This is a genomic window from Flavobacterium bernardetii (assembly GCF_011305415.1).
Lineage (GTDB): Bacteria > Bacteroidota > Bacteroidia > Flavobacteriales > Flavobacteriaceae > Flavobacterium > Flavobacterium bernardetii.
Genome location: NZ_JAANOQ010000001.1, coordinates 417,957 through 436,404, shown reverse-complemented (window position 1 = coordinate 436,404; position 18,448 = coordinate 417,957). Strand labels below are relative to the sequence as shown.

The 18,448-nt window shown below is 32.3% G+C and carries 16 protein-coding genes; 8 read left to right on the top strand and 8 right to left on the bottom strand.

Going from position 1 to position 18,448, the window contains the following annotated elements; all coding sequences use genetic code 11:
* Positions 1–42: 42 nt before the first annotated feature.
* Both G6N05_RS02025 and fahA read right to left on the bottom strand, forming a co-directional pair.
* Entirely contained in the window at positions 43–1,224 is a 1,182-nt protein-coding gene (locus tag G6N05_RS02025) for a hypothetical protein (protein ID WP_166124894.1), read from the bottom strand.
* Positions 1,225–1,266: 42 nt separating this feature from the next.
* A complete protein-coding gene (gene fahA / locus G6N05_RS02020; RefSeq protein WP_166124893.1) occupies positions 1,267–2,553 on the bottom strand; it encodes a fumarylacetoacetase in 1,287 nt (428 codons plus the stop codon).
* A 111-nt stretch (positions 2,554–2,664) separates the two neighbouring features.
* Here fahA and glyA point away from each other — a divergent pair, with 111 nt between their 5' ends.
* The 4 genes from glyA (at position 2,665) to G6N05_RS02000 (ending at position 8,405) form a co-directional block, all read left to right on the top strand.
* On the top strand, positions 2,665–3,939 hold the full coding sequence (glyA, locus tag G6N05_RS02015; RefSeq protein ID WP_166124892.1) for a serine hydroxymethyltransferase: 1,275 nt from the start codon (positions 2,665–2,667) through the stop codon (positions 3,937–3,939).
* A gap of 280 nt (positions 3,940–4,219) precedes the next feature.
* On the top strand, positions 4,220–4,807 hold the full coding sequence (gene miaE, locus G6N05_RS02010) for a tRNA-(ms[2]io[6]A)-hydroxylase (RefSeq protein WP_166125423.1): 588 nt from the start codon (positions 4,220–4,222) through the stop codon (positions 4,805–4,807).
* Between the two features lie 72 nt (positions 4,808–4,879).
* Positions 4,880–7,102, top strand: coding sequence for a M20/M25/M40 family metallo-hydrolase (locus G6N05_RS02005; RefSeq protein WP_166124891.1), 2,223 nt, complete (start codon positions 4,880–4,882; stop codon positions 7,100–7,102).
* 241 nt (positions 7,103–7,343) lie between these two features.
* Positions 7,344–8,405, top strand: coding sequence for a ligand-binding sensor domain-containing protein (locus tag G6N05_RS02000; protein ID WP_166124890.1), 1,062 nt, complete (start codon positions 7,344–7,346; stop codon positions 8,403–8,405).
* 175 nt (positions 8,406–8,580) lie between these two features.
* On the opposite strand, the gene G6N05_RS01995 is transcribed toward G6N05_RS02000, so the two are convergent.
* Positions 8,581–8,751: a hypothetical protein gene (locus G6N05_RS01995; protein WP_166124889.1), complete on the bottom strand. Its 171-nt coding sequence runs from the start codon at positions 8,749–8,751 to the stop codon at positions 8,581–8,583.
* A 157-nt stretch (positions 8,752–8,908) separates the two neighbouring features.
* Here G6N05_RS01995 and G6N05_RS01990 point away from each other — a divergent pair, with 157 nt between their 5' ends.
* Positions 8,909–9,778 (top strand): cation diffusion facilitator family transporter, encoded by an 870-nt coding sequence (locus G6N05_RS01990; RefSeq protein ID WP_166124888.1) that lies wholly within the window; start codon positions 8,909–8,911, stop codon positions 9,776–9,778.
* A 121-nt stretch (positions 9,779–9,899) separates the two neighbouring features.
* Here G6N05_RS01990 and G6N05_RS01985 read toward each other — a convergent pair whose 3' ends face one another.
* Entirely contained in the window at positions 9,900–10,208 is a 309-nt protein-coding gene (locus G6N05_RS01985; RefSeq protein WP_187002987.1) for a tetratricopeptide repeat protein, read from the bottom strand.
* Between the two features lie 123 nt (positions 10,209–10,331).
* The gene (locus G6N05_RS01980) at positions 10,332–13,757 is read right to left on the bottom strand and encodes a methylmalonyl-CoA mutase family protein (protein WP_166124886.1); all 3,426 of its coding nucleotides are present in this window, start codon (positions 13,755–13,757) and stop codon (positions 10,332–10,334) included.
* 172 nt (positions 13,758–13,929) lie between these two features.
* Here G6N05_RS01980 and G6N05_RS01975 point away from each other — a divergent pair, with 172 nt between their 5' ends.
* Both G6N05_RS01975 and G6N05_RS01970 read left to right on the top strand, forming a co-directional pair.
* Positions 13,930–14,652 (top strand): DUF4197 domain-containing protein, encoded by a 723-nt coding sequence (locus G6N05_RS01975; RefSeq protein WP_166124885.1) that lies wholly within the window; start codon positions 13,930–13,932, stop codon positions 14,650–14,652.
* A gap of 12 nt (positions 14,653–14,664) precedes the next feature.
* On the top strand, positions 14,665–15,375 hold the full coding sequence (locus tag G6N05_RS01970; RefSeq protein ID WP_166124884.1) for a DUF4197 domain-containing protein: 711 nt from the start codon (positions 14,665–14,667) through the stop codon (positions 15,373–15,375).
* Between the two features lie 152 nt (positions 15,376–15,527).
* On the opposite strand, the gene G6N05_RS01965 is transcribed toward G6N05_RS01970, so the two are convergent.
* From G6N05_RS01965 to pyrF, 3 genes are read right to left on the bottom strand one after another with little or no spacing between them, the layout of a single operon-like run.
* Positions 15,528–16,310, bottom strand: a complete 783-nt coding sequence (locus G6N05_RS01965; RefSeq protein WP_166124883.1) for an alpha/beta fold hydrolase — start codon at positions 16,308–16,310, stop codon at positions 15,528–15,530.
* Position 16,311: 1 nt separating this feature from the next.
* On the bottom strand, positions 16,312–17,142 hold the full coding sequence (locus G6N05_RS01960; protein WP_166124882.1) for an ABC transporter substrate-binding protein: 831 nt from the start codon (positions 17,140–17,142) through the stop codon (positions 16,312–16,314).
* 28 nt (positions 17,143–17,170) lie between these two features.
* A complete protein-coding gene (gene pyrF / locus G6N05_RS01955; protein WP_166124881.1) occupies positions 17,171–17,989 on the bottom strand; it encodes an orotidine-5'-phosphate decarboxylase in 819 nt (272 codons plus the stop codon).
* 128 nt (positions 17,990–18,117) lie between these two features.
* Here pyrF and G6N05_RS01950 point away from each other — a divergent pair, with 128 nt between their 5' ends.
* The gene (locus G6N05_RS01950) at positions 18,118–18,447 is read left to right on the top strand and encodes a hypothetical protein (protein ID WP_166124880.1); all 330 of its coding nucleotides are present in this window, start codon (positions 18,118–18,120) and stop codon (positions 18,445–18,447) included.
* Position 18,448: the final 1 nt, after the last annotated feature.

Genomic DNA, 18,448 nt, shown 5'->3' with positions numbered 1-18,448 from the left:
AATTCAAATACGCTTTTACTATAACTTTAATTTATTCTTAAATTATCTTCTAAATCTGTTACCAGTGATAATCGCTTTTAATTTTGCTTTTAAGTCTTCACCTGAATCATAAACCATTTGTTCGTTGGTTGGAAACGGAACAGCTCTTCTATCGAAATATTGGTAATAATCTTGTTCACAAGCACGTTTGTCACCATTATAATTGGCATAAATATAACTGAAAACAAATTCGCTTGATAATGGATAGGCGTCAATTAATTGCTTACTGTTTAAATCCATATATTCCACTTTAGCTGTAGTTTGTACTGATTTAAATTGAGTGAATTCATAAATACTTGCCGTGATCGTTTTCATTACGTCCACAACCATTGGCTTTCCTTCTGAATCTTTTACTTGAACTCCGTTAGCATCTAAAAGTGGTTTGGTACCATCTTTAATTTGTTTTTCTTTTATAAATTGTTTTTCACGAACTTGTTCAGGAGAGATTTTAATTTCTCTAAAGTTAACAATCATAGCAAAATCATAAGTAATATTACTTTGCTTTTTATTGTGATATACGGTCCATTTGTCATTGATTCCGTACGTACTAAAATCTAACATATCATCTTGTAAACGAACTGGAATAACCATTTGTGTATCGTTTTTAGTTGAAACTATTACGAAATCAGTTCCTCTAAATTGAGCTTTATCCATTAAATCACGGACATCTTTATAATTAGGATTTAACTTATCTAAATACGCCAAATCATCATAAGCTTCACGAATGACTAATTTGTTTTTTGAAGAAAGTAACTTTTTCGCATTGTCATATAAATAGATAGACAAATCTGCTTTACTCGCAATTAATTCGTTAGAATAATCGTTAAAAGGAAAGATGGCATTTCTGTTTTCTTTAATTAATTTTAAAGGTAAAACACCTCTAATTCGATCTTGACGATTGTGTAATTGGTTATACAAATTATAGATTTTCTCCAAATTTGCTGGATTTTTTTCCTTAATCAACAACGATAAATCATTTAAATCACGCTCTTTCGCTTTAGCAAATGCTTCTTCTAAAAGATACACATAATCTTGATTTCCTTTCGAGTTTTTATTGGTTCTTAATCCATCTAATGCTCTGTTAATAGCGCCATCGTAATCACCATTACTCAACATAGATTGGGTTTGCTTTACACCGCATGATGCTAAAAATAAGGCAATAAAAAGTACTGTAATTTTCTTCATAAATATATTTTTATTCAATTTCAGGCAAATTGTATGCTTTAATTAAAATTTCAAATCTAAAGCAGGTAATAATTTACTTGAACATTCTCCGAAACCAATTCTTACATCATTATTTTGACAATATCCTCTAATAATTACAGTATCGTTATCATTGATAAATTTACGTTCTGAACCATCATTCATTTGAATTGGATTTTTTCCACCCCAAGACAATTCTAACATCGAACCGAAAGAATCAGGAGTTGGTCCAGAAATAGTTCCACTTCCCATCATATCTCCAGAATTCACTCTACAACCATTGATTGTATGATGTGCCAATTGCTGACTCATTGTCCAATACATGTATTTAAAGTTAGAGTTAGAAACTACAGTTTCCACAGCATTTTCAGGTTGAATAGCCACTTGTAAATTAATATCGTAAGCGTGATTTCCTGTTTGTTGTAAATACGGTAATGGTTTTGGATTTTGCTCTGGCGAAGCACATTTAAAAGGCTCTAAAGCATCTAAAGTTACAATCCAAGGCGAAATTGACGAAGCAAAATTCTTAGCTAAAAATGGTCCTAATGGCACATATTCCCATTTTTGGATATCTCTTGCAGACCAGTCGTTAAATAACACCATTCCGAAAATTGCTTCTTCTGCATCGGCAACAGAAACTGGTTCTCCCAATAAATTAGCATCCGTAGTAATAAAAGCAGTTTCTAATTCGAAATCTACTAATTTTGAAGGTCCAAAAACAGGTTGTGTTTCACCATTTGGTAAGGTTTGACCGTGTGGTCTGTGAACTGGAATTCCACTTGGTATAACAGTAGAACTTCTACCATGATATCCGACTGGAATGTGTAACCAGTTTGGCAATAAAGCATTCTCTGGATCACGGAACATAATTCCAACGTTTGTAGCGTGTTCTTTACTCGAATAAAAATCAGTATAATCACCAATTTGAACAGGTAATAACATTTCTACATCTTCAATTTTAAAAATAACTACATCTTTATGTTTAGAATTGTCTCTTAATGTTGCATTAGAATCTAAAAATATATCAGACAATCTGTTTCTAACTAAACGCCATGTTTTTCTTCCATCAGAAATGAAATCATTAAGTGTATCTTGCATGAACATATCGTCTGTTAATTCGATACCTTCAAAATACCCTAATTGTTGTAAAGCGCCCATGTCAATAGCATAATCACCTATTCTTGTTCCAATAGTAATTACATCTTCTTTGGTAATAAAAACACCGAAAGGAATATTTTGAATTGGGAAATCGCTATCTTTTTTAATATCTAACCAAGATTTTCTACTTGGATCATTAGCAAAATTTGGCATATCTATATGTTGTATTTTTTTGTTATTATTTAAGTAATCAAAATTAAACTATCCATTCAATTTACCAAACATTTTTTGTATTTTTGACAAAATTTAAATTTAACTATACAAATGCAACGCGACGAACTTATTTTTGACTTAATTTTAGACGAGCAAGACAGACAAATTCATGGAATTGAATTAATTGCTTCAGAAAACTTTGTGAGCGACCAAGTAATGGAAGCTGCTGGTTCATGTTTAACCAATAAATATGCCGAAGGATATCCTGGAAAGAGATATTATGGAGGCTGTGAAGTAGTAGATGTTGTAGAACAAATTGCTATTGATAGAGTAAAAGAATTATTCGGAGCCGAATATGCAAACGTACAACCTCACTCTGGTTCTCAAGCAAATACAGCTGTTTTTGCTGCTTGTTTAAAACCTGGAGATAAAATTTTAGGATTCGATTTATCACATGGTGGCCATTTAACTCATGGTTCTCCTGTAAATTTCTCTGGTAAATTATATTCACCAAGTTTTTATGGTGTAGATCAAGAAACGGGTTTATTAAACTACGATAAAATTCAAGAAATAGCTACAAAAGAACAACCAAAAATCATTATCGCTGGTGCTTCTGCGTATTCTCGTGATATGGATTTCAAACGTTTCCGCGAAATTGCGGATTCAGTTGGTGCTTTATTATTAGCTGATATTTCTCATCCTGCAGGATTAATTGCTAAAGGATTATTGAATGACCCAATTCCACATTGTCATATTGTTACAACTACCACTCATAAAACATTACGTGGACCACGTGGTGGATTAATTATGATGGGTAAAGATTTTCCAAATCCTTGGGGTTTAACAACTCCAAAAGGTGAAATCAGAATGATGAGTCATGTTTTAGACATGTCAGTTTTCCCAGGAAATCAAGGTGGACCATTAATGCACATTATTGCTGCTAAAGCGGTAGCGTTTGGTGAAGCCTTAACAGATGAATTTTTCCGTTATGCCTTACAAGTTCAAAAAAATGCAAAAGCCATGGCGGAAGCATTTAACAAAAGAGGTTATAATTTAATTTCTGGCGGAACAGACAATCACATGATGTTAATCGATTTACGTAACAAAAACATTTCAGGTAAAGAAGCGGAGAACGCCTTGGTAAAAGCTGAAATTACTGTAAATAAAAATATGGTTCCTTTTGATGATAAATCACCATTTATTACTTCAGGAATTCGTGTTGGAACTCCAGCAATCACTACACGTGGTTTAGTGGAAGAAGATATGGAAACTGTTGTGGCTTTAATTGATAAAGTTTTAATGAATCACACAGATGAAGATTTATTAGAACAAGTAGCTGAAGAAGTAAACGAACTAATGGGCGAAAGAGCCATGTTTGTTTTTTAATTTAGTTTAAAAGTGTAACAGTTTATGAGTTTAAAAGGTATTGTGAATATGATACCTTTTAAACTTTACTTTTTTTTAGTTGAAATGCAAATTTTAATATTTGTCAAAAAAAGTTGATGTTCCATACCTTTCAAACTTTAAAACATTTTAAATTTGATATTAATTACTCGCAAACTTTACAAAATACCTTTTAAACTATTAAACATATAAACTCATAACCTTTCACACAATACCTTTTAAACTCTTAAACATATAAACTCATAAACTTAAGATTATGTCCATTTTACGATTGCAATTACCAACCGATCCACGTTGGGCCAATAAAGTAGAAGAAAACTTAGAAGATATTTTAAGTGACCACGCTTGGTGCGAACAAAAAGCCGCTACAAATGCGATTATGTTAATCATTAATAATGCAGAAAAAGAAGATTTGGTTACTGCCATGACGGAAATTTCTATTGAAGAAATGCAACATTTTCAAATGGTTCATGATATTATTAAAGAACGTGGTTACGAATTTTTAAGAGAACGAAAAGACGATTATGTAAACGATTTAATGAAGTTCTTAAAAAAATCTTCTGACGGAAGCAGAGAAGGCGGTTTAATTGAACGTTTACTTTTTGCAGCCATGATTGAAGCGAGAAGTTGTGAACGTTTTAAAGTCCTTTCAGAAAATTTAAAAGACGAAAAATTAGCACAATTTTATAGAGATTTAATGGAAAGTGAAGCCGCACACTACACTACTTTTATCAACTTAGCAAGAAAATATGCTGGAAATATTGATGTAGAAAGTAGATGGAAAGCTTGGTTAGAACACGAAGCTGAAATTATTGCCAATTATGGTGATGGTGTTACGGTTCATGGGTAAAAAAGAGCCAAGTAGAAAGAGCCAAGTAAAAAGGTAAAAGTAAAAAGTATTAAGATTTCTAAACTAAATATAATGGCATTCAAAAAATACGTATTTCTTTCATTTATTCTTCTTTCATTTTGTGGTTATGCACAAGAAAGCAATTTAAAAAACATCAAAAAACTAACTTTTGGTGGTGATAATGCTGAAGCTTATTTTAGTCCAGACAGCAAAAATTTAACGATGCAAGTTACCAATACACAATTTGGTGTGCCTTGTGATCAAATTTACTCGTTAGATTTAACCCAACCTGTTACTGATTTTAACAATCTAAAATTAGTGTCAACTGGAAAAGGTCGTACTACGTGTTCGTATTATATGCCTGATGGCAAACACATTATTTATGCTTCCACACATGCATCAAACAGCGCTTGCCCTGCTCCACCAAAACCAAAAGACGGAAAATACCTTTGGGCGATTTATCCTGAATTTGAAATTTACATGGCAACTAAATCGGGTGAAATTGTAAAGCAATTAACTAATTCTCCAGGTTATGATGCTGAAGCCGTAGTTTCTCCTGATGGAAAAAAGATTGCTTTTACCAGTATTCGTTCTGGTGATTTAGAAATTTATACGATGGATATTGACGGAAGTAATTTAAAACAAGTCACTTCCGGATTAGGTTACGATGGCGGTTGTTTCTTTTCGCACGACAGTAAAAAATTAGTGTTTCGATCTTCTCGTCCAACTTCAGAAAAAGACATCAAAGAATACAAAGATTTATTGGCTGAAAACTTAGTAATGCCAACGAACATGGAAATTTACACCTGTAATATTGACGGTTCCGATTTAAAACAAATTACTAAATTAGGAAAAGCCAATTGGGCTCCTTTCTTTCATCCATCAGATAAAAAAATCATCTTTTCTTCGAATCATCATGCGACAAAAGGCTACGATTTCCAATTGTATATGATTAACATTGATGGAACAGGATTAAAACAAATTACATACGAAAGTGAATTTAATGCGTTTCCACAATTTTCTCCAGATGGAAAAAAACTAGTATTTTCAAGTAATCGCCAACAAGACAAAGCAAGAGAAACAAATGTTTTTATTGCCGATTGGGTAGAAACCGAAGAAATTGAAAATGCCGATAGTAAAAACCTAAAAAAGCACATTACCTATTTAGCTTCGGACAAATTAGGTGGGCGATTAACTGGTAGTCCTGCAGAGAAAGTAGCGGCTAAATACCTTGAAAAAGAATTCAAAAAAATAGGTTTAAAACCTTACGATAAAACGTTTTTACAATCTTTCTCTTATCGTTATAAAAACAATCCCCACGGCGATTCAACTGCTGTTGGCGATTTAGTAAATGCGAATAATGTCATCGCTTATTTAGATAATGGTGCGAAAAAAACCATTGTAATTGGTGCACATTACGACCATTTAGGTATGAATGAACACAACAATTCTACTAAAGCGTTTTCAAAAGGAATGATTCATAATGGCGCAGATGATAATGCTTCTGGAGTTTCTGGCGTATTAGAATTGGCTCGAATGTATTCAAAAAACAATACTAAAGAAAAAGTAAATTTCATTTTTGCTCTATTTTCTGGTGAAGAAGATGGTTTAATTGGTTCAAAACATATGGCTGAATCGTTAAAAACGTTATATCCAAACGTAATTACAATGATTAATATGGATATGATTGGTCGTTTAGACGATAAGAAAAGTTTAATTATTGGCGGAACAGGAACCTCTCCTATTTTCTCAGAATTAGTGCAACGCAATAAACCTGCAGGATTTGGTGTAACTGAAGAAACTGGCGGAATCGGACCATCTGATCATACCTCGTTTTATTTGAAAGATATTCCAGTATTATTTTTCTTCACAGGAACACACGAAGATTATCATAAACCAACAGACGATGAAGAAAAAATCAATTATTACGGCGTAACTAACATTGTAAATTATGTGTTTAGAGTAGCGAATGAATTGGCTGAAAAAGACAAAATTGAGTTTACAAAAACCAAAATAACTTCTGAAAGAAAGATGGCTAAATATAAAGTTACTTTAGGTATTATGCCAGATTACGCAGAATACGGCGATGGTTTACATGTGGATGGTGTAACCGAAGACCGACCAGCCATTAAAGCCGGAATTAAGGAAGGCGATATCATTACCAAAATTGGTGAATGCGAAATCAAAGAAGTCTACAGTTATATGGAATGTTTAGCTAAAATAAACTCTGGTGAAACCAAAGAAGTGGTTTTTATTCGAGATGGAAAAACGAATAAAGTAAACGTAACGTTTTAATAAAATGAAAAGCCTGCATATTGCAGGTTTTTTTATATCTTTGTTTTACCCAAACAAAAGATAGCAAAATCTGCTATATTCCTACAAGCAAAACAAAAATATAATGTCCTAGTTAATAGCTTGCTTTTGCAAATTCAAAACAACATTTTACTAAAAAATCAAATAAAACGATAGCTCGGATTTATAATTCGTAACGTTAATGCGCAAGTCAGTTTGCACATGCTCAATCAAATCAAAAACTATGAAAACAAAAGCTACTCAAATACTTATCCTTTTTGTATTTACTTTTTCTTTTTCACAAATAAACACAATTAGTCATGCCGTTGATATTACAAATGTTACTTCTAAATTGGACAAAAACATTCGTAGTATATATCAAGACAGAAATGGAAACTATTGGTTTGGTACAAATGCTGCTGGCGTGTATCGATATGATGGAGTAACGCTATCTCAATATACGGTTAAAGATGGACTTGCAGACAATCAAGTGCAAAGTATTCAAGAAGATGAAATGGGATACCTTTGGTTTGGAACGGGTTTATTTGGAGTAACTCGTTTTGATGGAAAAACATTTACCACTTTTACCAATAAGGAAACGTTAGTCTTAAATACAGAAACTCCCAACAAGTTAAAAACAGAACCAAACAGTTTATGGTTTTATGCTGGTGGTGGCGCTTTCTTTTACACAGAAAACAAACTAACTTATTTACCAATTGGCAAAACGGATGCCGATATTAGTAATTCGCAAAACACTTCAAAAAATCTAAGCCGATTTTCTGTTTATTCTATTTTAAAAGACCGAAAAGGAAATCTTTGGTTTGGTACACAAGCCGCTGGTGTTTGCCGTTATGACGGAAAATCATTTACTTGGTTTACCGAAAAAGGCCTAGCCGGAACAGAAGTTTTATGCTTGTTCGAAGATAAAAAAGGAAACATTTGGATGGGAAATAATGGTGCCGGATTATTTTGCTACGATGGAAAAACACTAACCAATTTCACTCAAGAAAAAAAATTAGAAAATGAAAACTTCCGTGTTACAGGTGAATCAAAACCAGGAACTTTAGCTCGTATTTATTCCATCAACCAAGATTATAAAGGAACGCTTTGGATAGGAACAGTTGATACTGGTGTTTGGCTTTATGATGGAAAAAGCATAATCAACTATACTACAAAAGATGGACTAACCAGTAATGCCATAAACACCATTTACAAAGATCATTACGAATACATTTGGCTAGGAACAGACCAAGATGGTATTTGTAAATTCAATGGTAAAACGTTTACCAAATTTGAAGTGGAATAATACCACTCGTACTGATTTGCAATTCATAACATTACAAAAAACTTGATAATTTAGATAGCGAAAAACTTTCCAAATCGAACAAGACATAGTTTCAATCGAAATAGACATCCGCCAAATCGAAATAAGCTTCCGCCAAATCGAAATAGACATCCGCACAATCGAAATAGACATCCGCTCAATCGAAATAAGCTTCCGCCAAATCGAAATAAGCTTCCGCCAAATCGAAATAGACATCCGCCAAATCGAAATAAGCTTCCGCTAAATCGAAATAGACATCCGCCAAATCGAAATAAGCTTCCGCCAAATCGAAATAGACATCCGCACAATCGAAATAGACATCCGCCAAATCGAAATAGACATCCGCTAAATCGAAATAGACATCAGCACAATCGAAATAGACTTAGTTAAATGAAATATAAATCTATTCTTTTCTCAATTCAAATTCCCCAACAACTTTTAGTTTTGTACCTTTGAAAACTGCAATAAAAAAGCCTAAATAAAAAATGACACACGAACAAACAGCCATAAAAGCCACCTATTTTAGTATTATTGGCAATACAAGTTTAGCGCTTATAAAAGGATTAGCAGGTTTTTTTGGAAATTCTTATGCTTTAGTTGCCGATGCCATTGAATCTACAACTGATATTTTTGCTTCATTTTTAGTATTGTTTGGCATTAAATATTCGAACCGACCTGCAGATGAAAATCATCCTTACGGTCATGGAAGAGCGGAACCTTTAATCACTTTTTTGGTAGTTGGTTTTTTAATTACTTCGGCTACCATAATTGCCTATGAAAGTATTCAAAATATTGGCACACCACACGACTTACCAAAAGCTTGGACCTTAATTATTTTGGGATTAATTATTGGTTGGAAAGAATATTCGTTTCAAACCGTAATGAAAAAAAGTATCATTACAAATAGTTCTTCACTAAAAGCAGATGCATGGCACCATAGAAGTGATGCGATAACATCAGTTGCAGCTTTTGTTGGGATTTCAATTGCATTAATTTTAGGAAAAGGCTACGAATCTGCCGATGATTGGGCTGCCTTATTTGCTTCTTTCTTTATTCTTTATAATAGTTATTTGATTTTCCGACCAGCACTTGGAGAAATTATGGACGAACATCGCTATGATGATTTAGTGGAAAATATTAGACAAGAATCGCTTAAAGTAGAAGGAATAATAGGAACAGAAAAATGCTTCATCAGAAAAGCCGGAATGAAATACCACGTTGATTTACATGCTATAGTTGATGCCAATATTTCTGTAAAAGAAGGCCATGATTTAGCACACAAATTAAAAGATACACTAAGAAGTCAAATTCTAGAATTAGGCCATGTTTTAATTCATATCGAACCCAATGAATAATAACGAAAAACTCCCAATTTCAAATGAAATTGGGAGTTTTTTTATTCTTTGAAAGCTTGTCTGGATTCAAACAAAAAACCTTCCATTTCTGAAAGGTTTTTTTAAAAATTTTATTTGAAATTTATTTACAAAATCTCATTATTGATTTTATTGCTTCATCATAACCTGGTTGCAATTCTACTGCTTTTCTAAAATCTAAACAGCCACTTTCGTTTTCACTTAAATGAAACTTAGCAACACCTCTATTATAATAAGCTTTAGCATATTTTGGATTTAACTCAATTGTTTTATCAAAATCAGCAATTGATTCTTTATAAAAATTAAGTTTAATATTACAAACACCAATATAATAATACGATTCATGATTCTTAGGATCTAATTTAATTACTTCTTTAAATGCTAATTTAGCATTTACGAAATCTTTATCCATAAATTTTATCAATCCCTCATCAAACTTTTTGTCAATTTGAGCGGAAGCTTGAAAACAAAAAAACAAAACAAAAATCTTAAAAAATAATTTCATAAATCGTAAATCGTAAATCGTAAATCAAAATTACATATTACGTCTGTACTGTCCACCTACTTCAAACAAACCAGCAGTAATTTGTCCTAACGAACAAACTTTTGTAGCTTCCATTAGTAAAGCAAAAATGTTTTCGTTTTTAATGGCTGCTGTTTGTAGCAACTCAATTTGATTGGCAACTATTTCAGCGTTCGCTTCTTGTAAATGGTTTAACATTTCAATTTGATACGCTTTTTCTTCTTCTGTAGCACGAATAACTTCCGCAGGAATTACCGTTGGCGAACCTTTAGAACTCAAGAAAGTGTTTACACCAATAATTGGGAATTCACCTGTATGTTTCAACGTTTCATAATACAAACTTTCTTCTTGAATTTTACTACGTTGGTACATCGTTTCCATCGCTCCTAAAACCCCACCACGTTCTGTTATTCTGTCAAATTCTTGTAAAACCGCAGCTTCCACTAAATCAGTTAATTCTTCAATGATAAATGAACCTTGAATTGGGTTTTCGTTTTTCGCTAAACCTAATTCTTTATTAATAATCAACTGAATTGCCATCGCTCTTCGCACTGATTCTTCGGTTGGAGTTGTAATGGCTTCATCGTAAGCATTGGTATGTAACGAGTTACAGTTGTCGTAAATCGCATATAATGCTTGTAAAGTTGTACGAATATCGTTAAAGTCAATTTCTTGTGCGTGTAACGAACGTCCAGAAGTTTGAATGTGGTATTTCAACATTTGCGCTCTTTCGTTCGCTCCGTATTTGTTCTTTAAAGCTTTCGCCCAAATTTTACGTGCAACACGACCAATTACTGCATATTCTGGGTCAATTCCGTTAGAGAAAAAGAATGATAAGTTGGGTCCGAAATCGTTGATATTCATACCACGACTTAAATAGTATTCCACATAAGTGAATCCATTTGCTAGCGTGAAAGCTAATTGCGTAATTGGGTTCGCTCCTGCTTCAGCAATATGATATCCTGAAATAGAAACGGAATAGAAATTACGAACGTTTTCTTTAATGAAATATTCTTGAACGTCACCCATTAAACGTAAAGCGAATTCTGTAGAGAAAATACACGTATTTTGCGCTTGATCTTCTTTTAAAATATCCGCTTGAACCGTTCCACGAACTTGTGCTAACGTTTTAATTTTAATATCTGTATAGACATCTAAAGGTAAAACTTGGTCTCCAGTTACTCCTAAAAGCATTAAACCTAAACCATTATTTCCTTCTGGTAAATCACCTTGGTATGAAGGACGAGTTACTCCTTTTTTCTTATAAATTTCTTTGATTTTAGCTTCAACTTCAGCTTGTAAACCGTTTTCAACAATATATTTCTCACAGTTTTGATCAATGGCCGCGTTCATGAAAAATCCTAATAACATTGGCGCAGGTCCATTAATTGTCATAGAAACTGAAGTCGCAGGATGACTTAAATCGAAACCTGAATATAATTTTTTCGCGTCATCTAAACAACAAATAGAAACTCCGGCATTACCAATTTTTCCGTAAATATCAGGACGAATATGTGGGTCATTTCCGTAAAGCGTCACTGAGTCAAAAGCTGTTGATAAACGTTTTGCTGGTAATCCAGCACTTACATAATGGAAACGTTTGTTTGTTCTTTCTGGTCCACCTTCACCTGCAAACATTCTTGATGGATCTTCTCCTTCACGTTTAAATGGATATAATCCAGATGCGAATGGGAATTCTCCAGGAACATTTTCTTGTAAATTCCATTTTAAAATATCGCCCCAAGCTTGGTATTTTGGTAAGGATACTTTTGGAATTTGAGAATGTGAAAGTGATTCTGTATGCGTTGCAATTTTAATTTCTTTATCACGAACTTTAAAACTATAAAACGGGTTTTTGTATTTGTTTACTTTTTCATCCCAAGTTAAAATGATTTCCCAATTGTATGGATCTAAATTCATTTTTACACGGTCGAATTCTTTTGTCAATAATGAAACGAAATCTTTATTATCCGCATTGATTTTTAAAGAATCTTCAACAATTCCAGCCTTATCTAATTGAGGTAAATTTCCGTTTACTGATTCCACAGTTTTGAAAATTCCGTATAATTTTTGTGCGACTTCAACCTGAGTTAAAGCGGTTTCATCATATTTTCTATTATTTTCAGCAATTTCAGATAAATAACGTGTTCTATGTGGTGGAATAACGAAGATTTTCTCGCTCATTTCACGAGTAATTTCGAATGTAGATTGCAATTCAGAATTGGTTTTCTCTACAATTTTATCCATGATAGATTTGTACAACGTGTTCATTCCAGGATCGTTAAACTGCGAAGCAATTGTTCCGAAAACTGGCATAGAATCTGGGTTTTCATCCCATAAATTATGATTACGTTGGTATTGTTTTTTTACATCGCGAATCGCATCTAAAGCACCGCGTTTGTCAAATTTATTTAAAGCCACTAAATCAGCGAAATCTAACATGTCGATTTTCTCTAATTGCGTAGCCGCTCCAAATTCTGGCGTCATTACATATAAAGAAACATCAGAATGATCCATAATTTCTGTATCCGATTGTCCGATTCCAGAAGTTTCTAAAATGATGATATCGTAATTGGCTGCTTTTACTACTTCAATCGCATCAGCTACATATTTTGATAAAGCTAAGTTCGATTGACGAGTCGCTAACGAACGCATAAAAACTCTAGAGTTGTTAATCGCATTCATACGAATTCTATCTCCTAATAAAGCACCACCAGTTTTTCTTTTTGATGGATCTACAGAAATTAAACCGATAGTTTTTTCAGGGAAATCAATTAAAAAACGACGTACAATTTCATCAACTAATGACGATTTTCCTGCTCCACCTGTTCCGGTAATTCCTAAAACTGGCGTTTTGCTGTCTTTATTTTTCTCACGAATTTTATCTAAAATAGGTTTAGCAATTTCCGGGAAGTTCTCTGCAGAAGAGATAATTCTTGCTAAAGCACGAGGATTTTTATTTTCTAATTCGGCAACTTCATCGGTAATTACATCACCAACAGCATAATCTGAACGCTTTACTAAATCATTAATCATACCTTGTAAACCCAAAGCACGACCATCATCTGGAGAATAAATTTTAGTAATTCCGTACGCTTCTAATTCAGCAATTTCAGTTGGTAGAATTACACCACCACCACCACCAAATATTTTGATGTGACCTGCTCCTTTTTCTTTAAGCAAGTCGTACATATATTTGAAATATTCGTTATGTCCACCTTGGTAAGAAGTCATGGCGATGGCATTCGCATCTTCTTGAATAGCTGTGTTTACTACTTCTTCTACACTTCTATCGTGTCCAAGATGTATCACTTCTACACCAGTAGATTGAATAATTCTTCGCATAATGTTAATTGCGGCATCATGTCCGTCGAAAAGCGATGCAGCAGTAACAATTCTTACTTTATTAATAGGAATATAAGGTATTTGTGGTTCCATCTTTAAATTTTGTTCGATTTTAAGGGTGCAATTTACGAATTTAATAATTTTTATTTCTAATAAATTACACTAAAAAATAAACAATTTATCAAAAGAAAGTATCTTTGTTACAGATTTTCAATTAACGGCATAAAATTTGTTTTAATTCTGCCAAACCATAAATTTTAAAAACATGAAAAAAATTATTTTATTAGCAGTTTGTATCCCTTTCTTCGGTAATGCACAATTAAAAAATGTGATTAAAAAAGCTGCCACAAAAGCAACAACTAAAACAGCAGCAGTTTCGACTTTAGAAATCGCAAATGGTTTGAAAGAAGCTTTAGATAACGGTGTGAAAAAACAAGTTACTAAATTAACAGCTGTTGATGGATTTTATAAAAATGAATTAGTTAAGATTTTATTACCTGAAGAATTACAAAAAGTAGATAAGCGTTTACGTCAAATTGGCTTAGGAAGTTTAGCTGATGAAGGGATTTTAACTTTAAACAGAGCTGCTGAAGATGCAGTGAAACAATCTACCCCAATATTTATTGATGCGATTAAGAACATGAGTTTTACTGATGCGAAAAACATCTTATTAGGAAATCAAAATGCTGCAACAACGTATTTACAAACTTCAACAAATAAAGCACTTTACGATAAATTTAATCCTGTTATCAAAACCTCTTTAGCTAATGTTGGTGCGGATGCGGTTTGGACAAAAATAATAGATAAATATAATTCTATTCCATTAGTAACAAAAGTGAATCCTGATTTAACAGATTATACCACAAACAAAGCGCTTGAAGGTGTTTTCAAAATGATTACTGTGGAAGAAAAAAATATCAGAAGTGGTTTAGATTCAAGAACTTCTGCTTTACTTAAAAAAGTTTTTGCTTTACAAGACAAAAAATAAAATTCAAAAATCATGAAAAAAATAGTTTTATCAATAGCTTTTTTGTCCTTAGTTAGTTGTGCCGAAATGCAACAAGTTTTAGAGCAATTGCCACAACAAACTGGAATTTTAAGCCAAGCCGAAATGGGTAACGGATTAAAAGAAGCTTTAAACAATGGAATTACCAAACAAGTTTCGAAATTAACAGCAACGGATGGTTTTTTTAGAAACGAAGCAGTAAAAATATTATTACCTGAAGAAATACAAAAAGTTGATACCAAATTACGTCAGTTAGGAATGAGTAAATTAGCGGATGAAGGTTTAAAAGTTTTAAACAGAGCTGCTGAAGATGCGGTGAAAGAAGCGACTCCAATTTTTGTAGATGCAGTAAAACAAATGACTTTTACAGATGCTAAAAATATTTTATTAGGTAACGAAAGTTCTGCTACAAATTATTTACAAACGTCAACTTCAACCGCTTTATATGGTAAGTTTAACCCAGTAATTAAAAACTCTTTTGCAAAAGTAGGAGCGGATAAAATTTGGACTCAAATTATTACAAAATACAACAGTATTCCGTTAGTAAAAAAGGTAAATCCGGATTTAACAGACTATACTACAAACAAAGCAATGGAAGGTGTTTTTAAAATGATTGCTGTGGAAGAAAAAGATATAAGAACGAATTTTTCAGCAAGAACTTCTGATTTATTAAGAAAAGTATTTGCTTTACAAGACAAAAAGTAATTTTAACATCAATAACATAAGTATAACAAAAACTTAACAGAATTAACTATTTAAAATACAGATATTTGTATCACAATAAATAGGTTTGTTTAAGGTTAGTTTTTAGTTAATAAAACAACTGGAATTTCGGTTTCAGTTGTTTTTTTTATGCCTTAAATTTTCTGTTTTTGATTTTGTAAATATTGAATTACTTCTGAATTGAAAACCTCCCATTTCTCTACATTAACTACATGTCCGCAGTTTTCGATCACGAGTAATTTTGAAGATTTATAATGACTTTCAACCACTTTTCGAACAGAAGGCAAAAACATGTAATCTTCATTTCCCATTACATATAAAGTTGGAACTTGCAATTCTACTTGGCGAAACCATTTTAAAATCGGATTGATTTCTGCGGTTAGTTTAAACCATTTGATAAATTCTTTTTGGTAGAGTTTTTTTGCTTGGTTTATGAATAGAAGTCGAGATTGCTTATGGTTTTTATTTGGCATAATTACAAAAGCAAAAAAGCGATATAAGACCAAATATGGCAAAACGTATTTGAAAATGTTTCCCAACTTCATTAATACTTGCGAGCGAAAATTCATCTTTAAAATAGCGCCGCCCATAATCATACTTTGCACCCTGTTTTCGTACATTTCTGCAAATTGACGAATTATAATTGTTCCTAAAGAAATTCCAACAAAGTGTGATTTCTCGATATTTAAATGATTTAAAACTTCCAAAACATCATTGGCAATAGCTTTAAAAGTATATTTTTTAGAGATTTTTTCTTTAGAATTTCCGTGACCACGTAAATCTAGTAGTAAAACATTAAAATGCTTTTTAAATTCTTTAATTTGTTTGAACCAAATAGAAGAACTTCCGCCAGCACCATGAACAAATGTCACCCATTCGTTAGTGTTATTGTTTTCATACGTGGTGTAGGCTATCATTTTATTTGTAAATATATAGCTTTTCTTGCAACAAAGTAAAATAATCGAAGGCTTTTACTAAACGACTTCCATACCAAGAAAACATTTCACCATCTACAAAAATAGTTTTAGCGTGATGTGTGTGTCGACCTAATTCAAATGCGTGCTCGTCTTTAAATGGAAAAGGTTCTGAAGATAAAAATACAAAATCAGGATCACCTTGAATACGCATTTTATTGACGACTACTTCAGGATATCTTCCTTCGTATTTTGGATTATTATCGTAGATATTTTCTAAACCGTTAAGCTTTAGCATTTCGTTTATGAATGTATCACCAGCAGCAACCATATATGGATTTGCCCAAATAAAATACGCCACTTTTTGTTTGGCATTTTCTTCAAATTTTGAAGCGACAACCTTTTGAAATTTCTCGTAAGCAAAGTTAATTTTATCAATCCATTTTTGAGCATTAGTACGTTTATTAAACAGATTTCCAAAATCTTCTATCATTTTGTTATTCTCTTCAATGGAAACAATATCCGTTACCCAAACTGGACAAATATCCTTTAATTGTTCTACAATTTCTTTTGTATTTTCTTCTTTATTGGCGATAATAATATCGGGCTTTAAAGCTTTTATTTTATCGTATTTGATATTTTTCGTACCACCAATTATCGTTTTAGTCGATTTAAAATGAAACGGATGCACACAAAACTTAGTGATTCCAACAATAGCATCTTCCAATCCTAAATCGTATAACAATTCGGTTTGTGATGGCACTAAAGAAATAATTCTTTTAGGTGTGTTTTCAAAAGTATGGGTTGTACCAAGTTGATCGGTGAATTGTTTCATCTATGTTTTACTTTTGTCTTGGCTCTTTTTACTTTTTACTTAAAATTTCATTCATTTCTACTTGCAACTTCAAGGCTTCTTCCCTAGCCTTTTCAGCGAAATCAGTTCCTTTTGAAACGTAAATAATTCCTCGCGAAGAATTGATTAACAAACCAACATTTTCACTCATTCCATATTTGCAAACTTCGGCTAAACTTCCGCCTTGAGCACCAACACCAGGAACTAATAAGAAACTATTAGGTACAATTTTACGAATTTCTGTAAAGTATTCTGCTTTTGTCGCACCTACAACATACATTAAATTCTGACTATTCTTCCAATTCTTAGAAGTTTCCAAAACTGTTTTATATAATTCTTTTCCGTTTGTTTCTAGAGTTTGAAAATCGAAAGCACCTTCGTTTGACGTTAACGCTAACATTATGGTATGTTTATTTTCAAAAGCTAAAAATGGTTCCACAGAATCTTTTCCCATATAAGGTGCAACTGTTACGGAATCAAAATTTAAATCTTCCAAAAAAGCTTTGGCATACATGGTTGACGTATTTCCAATATCGCCACGTTTTGCATCGGCAATGGTGAAAATTTCTGGATACTTTTCATTTATGTAATTGATGGTTCTTTCTAAAGATTGCCAACCTTTTAACCCATATGCTTCGTAAAAAGCTGTATTTGGTTTATAAGAAACACATAAATCATGTGTGGCATCAATTATGGCTTTATTAAATTCGAAAATTGGATCTTCGGTTTCTAATAAATGTGCTGGAATTTTAGTTAAATCGACATCTAAACCAATACATAAAAAAGATTTTTTTAGACGAATTTGCTCAATAAGTTGTGGTGTAGTCATTTTGTTTTTGTTGTTGTGCAAATTTATAAAACATTATCGACTCGGAACATATTTCTTTACATTAAATTCTAATCTTAAAATGGTATTAACAAAAAATTATTAGTATTTAAAATTGAAAAAAAAGTTTTTTGTTTATTTTTGCAGAAATAAGTTTAACATTAGTGAAGAAATTTTTCGTACATATTATCATATTTGTGTTTGTGACCTGCCTGTTCACACCACCTGTATTTGGTCTTATTATGATTAATGAAGATATTGAAAAATATACGGATGTTAATATCAATAATTTTTTTGAAGAAGAAATTAAATCTCACGATATAGATTTATTTACAAAATGTTATAATTTAAATGCGATTAACACTTTAGAATTGAAAAAGAAAAGAATCAATTCTCATATTCCTGCAAATTATATTTCAAACTCATTAGAATTTTTTTCCCCACCGCCCGAATTAATTTAAA